Origin of the sequence: Candidatus Nitrotoga sp. BS (assembly GCF_927797785.1) — a bacterium.
Classification (GTDB): Bacteria; Pseudomonadota; Gammaproteobacteria; order Burkholderiales; family Gallionellaceae; genus Nitrotoga.
This window is the reverse complement of sequence record NZ_CAKMLL010000102.1, coordinates 1-5,417: the sequence shown is the minus strand read 5'-3', so window position 1 is coordinate 5,417 and position 5,417 is coordinate 1. Positions and strand designations below refer to the sequence as shown.

Annotated in this window: 3 protein-coding genes, 1 tRNA gene and 1 pseudogene; 3 read left to right on the top strand and 2 right to left on the bottom strand. The window is 48.1% G+C overall.

The window, feature by feature from the left end; all coding sequences use genetic code 11:
• Positions 1–70: 70 nt before the first annotated feature.
• Together MJ769_RS12560 and MJ769_RS14805 are read right to left on the bottom strand one after the other, a co-directional pair.
• Positions 71–147, bottom strand: a tRNA-Met gene (locus tag MJ769_RS12560).
• A gap of 258 nt (positions 148–405) precedes the next feature.
• Positions 406–1,294 (bottom strand): annotated as a pseudogene (locus tag MJ769_RS14805) (transposase); the annotation flags it as partial.
• Positions 1,295–1,837: 543 nt separating this feature from the next.
• Here MJ769_RS14805 and MJ769_RS12545 point away from each other — a divergent pair.
• The 3 genes from MJ769_RS12545 to MJ769_RS12535 all read left to right on the top strand — a co-directional run.
• Positions 1,838–3,352 (top strand): VanZ family protein, encoded by a 1,515-nt coding sequence (locus tag MJ769_RS12545; RefSeq protein ID WP_256445727.1) that lies wholly within the window; start codon positions 1,838–1,840, stop codon positions 3,350–3,352.
• Positions 3,345–4,625: a putative O-glycosylation ligase, exosortase A system-associated gene (locus tag MJ769_RS12540; protein WP_239237486.1), complete on the top strand. Its 1,281-nt coding sequence runs from the start codon at positions 3,345–3,347 to the stop codon at positions 4,623–4,625. Before MJ769_RS12545 ends, MJ769_RS12540 begins: the two co-directional genes overlap by 8 nt.
• A gap of 177 nt (positions 4,626–4,802) precedes the next feature.
• The coding region (locus tag MJ769_RS12535) for a hypothetical protein (RefSeq protein ID WP_239237485.1) at positions 4,803–5,417 on the top strand (615 nt) is incomplete at its 3' end.

Sequence of the window (5,417 nt, the reverse complement as noted above, 5' to 3'; positions counted from 1 at the left end):
GCATGTACCCACACTCGTCGGTTGTCTGTAAACTTTTAAAGAACGGGCTGCCGTAAATGCGTTCGCATTTTGGTTGCGGGGGCAGGATTTGAACCTACGACCTTCGGGTTATGAGCCCGACGAGCTGCCAGACTGCTCCACCCCGCGTCAGCTAAGATTTGAACTATAGCAAAGTTGATATCGCTCGTCAAATATTATTGAGCCCCCCCCTACAAACCTAACGAGGCTGTAGAAAAAGCCCATTCTGAACACCTGATTCAGTCTTGGGTAGAAATTTTTCAAACCAAACTGCCATCTTCATTTCATGTTCCTTATTTTTCCATCGAACATCTTCATTGCAGACCAATCTAGTCTGACAGGCCTATGCATGCGATTCATAGGCGAGGATGAATCCTCTTGGCATCCTTATCTCGCATAACCATGGTTTGCTAGCTTTTCAACATTATGCACCGGGCTGTAAAGTTTCCACTGCCCATCCACCTTGGTTTTCCGCGCAGCGTAAAGCGGTGCAATCGCTTGTTGTCGCGCAGGTTACCAAATACCGGTTCCACTATTGCAAATCGGCGCGTGATCATCTCTCGGCCTATTTTCGAATCCATTATTACCTTCATCCGGTCGGTGTGATTTTCCTGAATGTCTCGTTTGCCTTGTAGAAAAGAAACTTGCCGCGTATCCGTTTTATCGGGTGTGCGCAGGCAGTCATTACGTCGCTTGCATGGTACGCAATCTTGTTTGGTAGCAGCAAACTTCATCGCCGCATACTCATTGATTGTGCAATCGGATCCATTGCCATACAACCGTTTGCCCGCTGAGCAAACACAGTGGGAGCAATCTTCTGCCAAGTGGGAATCGGCAGACCTGAAACACTTGGGTTTTTTTGCTTCTTTGGTCTTGTTCTATAGCGGCTCAGGCTTGGCAGCATGCACGTATTGATCGGCATAACTTTCATCACGCTTGCGATATCTGTTGTCGGGCACATAGGCATTGATTTCTGCTCGGCCAATGTCTTGAGATTGGCTTGCGAATGATAGCCAGCATCGGCGCTGATCACCCTGTCAGCGTTGCTTAATGTCGCAGTAGCCTTAATTACTGGTAGCAGCAGCTCTTGCTCCGAGCCCGTGCCATGCGCCTGCGCATCGACGATGATTTGTGTCTTCTCATCGACTGTCGCGACACCGGTATAGCCTTGAATCACGCCTTTGCCGGTGGCCATTTTGGCCGATTCGGTGTCGGTATGATTGTATAAACGAATACTGCCCTTGCTGCCCTTACGATCTTCCGGGTTCTTTCTGATGTTCAACTTAAGGGTCTAAACAGTGGCAAACTTCGGACGGAAGTATGATCACACTGGATAAGACAGCTACAAGCGTTATGCGCAGCATTCTCAAACAATAAATGCAGCCGCTACCAACCAAAATTCACCGTTCCCATTCCTGGAATCACCCGCAATAGTTCAATTGCAAAACGAACACCCTAAAGAATTACACTTTTAAACAGTAGCAGCGCTAATTTAATGATTAAGTAAGATGTTTTTTGAGTGTTTTAAAGATGGGGCGAGTTGACGCCACACTTCAAATCCTTACAATCTCGATAGGTTCAGTTCTGCTGTGGTTCAGTCCAATAATATTTATTCGCCGCCAAATGTCGCGGGCTTCACAAGTTTGGAGTGGGCAGCAGATAATTACTATTCGTAGAAGACGGGCTCACGGTTCCAACTGCTGGCAACGACAAAGCATCGTTTGCAGGCGCGCAACAAGTGTGAGTATCCAACTTGATGGCTATGCTTAAAATATCAAAGACCTTGAAATTACAACGTCACCCGAAAATAAATTAATTTATGCCTGACTTGCATGCAACTTCGAAATATCTTCAGCGAAAGTCAGGGGATGACTCGCTCAGCACTTCCTCATCTCACTTTCCCATACTGGCTCTTGCCGTTGCATATACGCTTTTTGTAATCTACGGTAGCCTCGTGCCCTTGAATTTCCAACATCATTCATTGAAGGAAGCTGTTGAGGCATTCAGCAACATTCGCTACCACGATTTGAAAATCGGCAACCGCGCAGACTGGGTGGCAAATATTCTGTTATTCATTCCATTGGCTTTTTTTTGGAGTGGCGTACTGTGGTCAGCGCGTGGCCTGATCGTTCGCATGTTAATTTCTCTGTGGGTATTTATTGCTTGTTTAGGGCTGAGTGTTGCGATCGAGTTTGCCCAGTTGTATTTTCCGCCTCGCACAGTGTCACTCAATGACATTTTTGCGGAGTGTATTGGCGCTGTTGCGGGTGTAATGGCATGGTGTATTTTCGGGCACCGCTTGTCAGAGTGGCTGGCAGGATGGCGCAGCGCAAAGGGATCATCCACCTTATCCGGCCGACTGTTGTATCTCTATGTATTTGTGTTGTTCACCTACAATTTGCTGCCGCTTGATCTCACACTCAGCCCAGTTGAAATTTTTCACAAATGGCGCGAAGGCCGAGTGGTGTTAATACCGTTCTCTTTTGTTTTTGAAAACCCGGCCGAAGCGTGGTACGGACTGTTAACCGATGCATTAATTTGGATGCCGGTTGCATTTTTGTGGCGTTTATCGCCTCCAACTGTGCGCCTGAAGTCGTTGTTCGCGGTTATATTGATCGCAACGTTCCTTGAGTTTTTGCAGCTGTTCGTCTACTCACGCGTAAGTGACATTACGGATATTATTACTGCGGCAATCGGTGCAGCGATGGGTACCTGGTTGAGCAAACACTGGGTAGGACAAGCCCGGCAGGCAATACAGGGAGACACCGCATCACGCTCTCAGGCTTGGCTGTGGCTGGGTTTTGCGTTGATGTGGGTCGGTTTGTTAGCAGCAATTTTTTGGTATCCATTCGATTTTCAAACCGGGCGCGCATTTATAACGGAGCGCCTGCAAAGCTTGAATAGGGTGCCGTTTGAAACGTATTACTATGGAACAGAATATCGAGCGGTGACGGAGGTGCTGCACAAAGTCGGCTTCTTTATACCGCTGGGCATTTTGCTGGCGCTGGGAGTGGCTCAAATCCAACATTATTCCTGGCGACAAATCGCGGGGTGGGTTGCTTTGATTTCGATTGGGCTGGTTGCATTCGGGATTGAACTTGGCCAATTATTACTGCCCAGCAAATTTGCAGATATTACGGACTGGGCGCTGGAGGTATTTGGGGGGTTGGCAGGCTATATCGGCACAACGATTCTTGGCGAACGAATGCGCGATACTCATCGCAGTAAAACGAAAGCCGGGCAGTCCCGTGTATCAAGTGCTGATTTGACCACAGAGCAAGACGCTCTACATTTTAGGCAATCAACTGTGACTCGGGACAACGGCCATGCGTGATATAGCCTTACTCACCATTCTCGTTGGTCTATGCTGGCTCGCCTTGTTGCGTCCGTGGCTTGGAGTGGTCGGCCTTGCAATACTTGGCGCTATGCACCCGCAATCCTACGGCGGCGAGTTTATGTCTCAGCTTCCGATGTTCAAGGTATTGTTTCTGTCCACTAGTCTCGCGGTGGCAGTAGATTATTGGAAAACGCGGCAGTGGCCCAAGGTTTTTTGGGACTGGCGCTTGGTCGTGTTAGGTTTGCTTTTTGCCGATTTTGTGATTACCACACAGTTTGCGTTGTTGCCGGACACGTCTCGAGGCAGGTTACTCGAGGTAAGCAAACTCGTTCCGCCATTACTGCTTACGCTTTGGCTGATAGATACACGAGAAAAACTGCATTACTTAATTGCTGCGACTGCGGCCGGTATTGCGCTGGTAGCCTTAAAAGGTGGTTATTGGGCAGTCATGACAGGGTTTGGGGATCGGGTTTATGGCCCGCCAGACAGTCAGATTGGCGGGAACAATGAATTCGCTGTCGCTTTAGCCATGATTATTCCGCTCTTGATACTTTGGTTGCGCCAGACATCAGATTCAGCACTTCGTTGGGCAATCGTGGCTGCGGTGGCTCTGTGCTACATCGCCGCTTTGACCTCATGGTCGCGCGGGGGGCTTGTGAGCTTGACTGTAATGAGTGCGATGCTGGTGTGGCATAGCAAACACCAGTTTTTGGCGATCATACTTGTTGCGTTGGGTGTGGGGTTGGCGTTAATAAACCTGCCAGAAGAATGGCACACACGCATGGAAACCATCTCGACTTATCAACAAGACTTGTCCTTTCAAAGCCGTCAGGGGGCATGGGAACAAGGGTTATCGTATTTACAGAGCGACCCGTGGACAGGCTCCGGCTTCGAAGGGTGGCGCGCAATCAATGCAAAGTTTCAAGGTTTCGGCGATCCAGGTACACTGGATTGGCACAGCGCCTATGTGGAAGTGGCTGTTGAGCATGGTATCCCTGGTTTTTTACTATGGAGCACACTGCTAATAGGGACTATAATTTCTCTTTCACTCATGATCAGGCGCGGAATCCGTTCTGGGGAATCATGGGTAGTAAATCATGGTGCCATGCTTCGTGCCTCGCTTGTTGCTTATGGAATTGGGGGGGGCACACTTGGAATCACCTATTGGGAACTCATGTTCCAGATCTTGATTTATTCAGTCATTGCTCTGCGGTTATCCAAGGTGCCGGACGCGATTGCGCAAATCCGATCGCATGAAACACCTAAATGAAGTGTCGAATTTTTTTACAGTAGTTATTTTTTGCAGCTTTCTAAAATATATAATACATTGTTAATATAATACTATTTATAATGGTATAAAAATTGCTTGACCTAATTAGAAGGTTAAACCTTATTATTTCTTAGCGAGTACGGCAGAGATAATTCAATTTAGTGGAGTATGTAGAGCATGAATACATTTTCGGCAACACAGTTACTCAAGTGCGCAATGTTAATGGGATCCCTCGTTATACCGGCTGTATCGTGGGCCACTGATCACTTACTCAGCGTTAATGGCGCGACGGTAACCCAGCCAGCCATCGTCCCACATTCTGGGGCACTTACTCAGCCAATGGTTCTTAGCAATTTCGATGGCAACGCGACACTTACTTTGGGGGCGACTCAGCCACTGTTCGTGGTAAGCGCGCCCGTGAAAATTTGTGCGCTCGGGACTAAAAACCAGTTGGAATGGTTAGACCAGGGAAATTCGGTTGTAGGTGTCACGGGAGTGTTGGCTGGAACTTCCAGTCTTTTTCTCTATCAGCTGACACTAACTATGGCCAATATAAGCGACACATATGCCGCATCGAATGGGCCGTGCACCGTTTCTGGCGCAAAAACTTATACATACACAGCGCAAGCAGAGATGGATAAACAGAGTATCGGCGGTGGATTATTGATAAATAGCCATGCCGGTGATAACAAAGATAAGAACAGCCGCGACGACAATGATAAGAACAGCCGCGACAGCAAAGATAAGAACAGCCGCGACAGCAAAGATAAGAACAGCGGCGACAACAAAGAT

What these genes read in the sequence shown, in the direction of transcription:
- MJ769_RS12545 (WP_256445727.1), top strand. Translation starts at nt 1,838, where the DNA reads ATGCCTGACTTGCATGCAACTTCGAAATATCTTCAGCGAAAGTCAGGG.
- MJ769_RS12540 (WP_239237486.1), top strand. Translation starts at nt 3,345, where the DNA reads ATGCGTGATATAGCCTTACTCACCATTCTCGTTGGTCTATGCTGGCTC.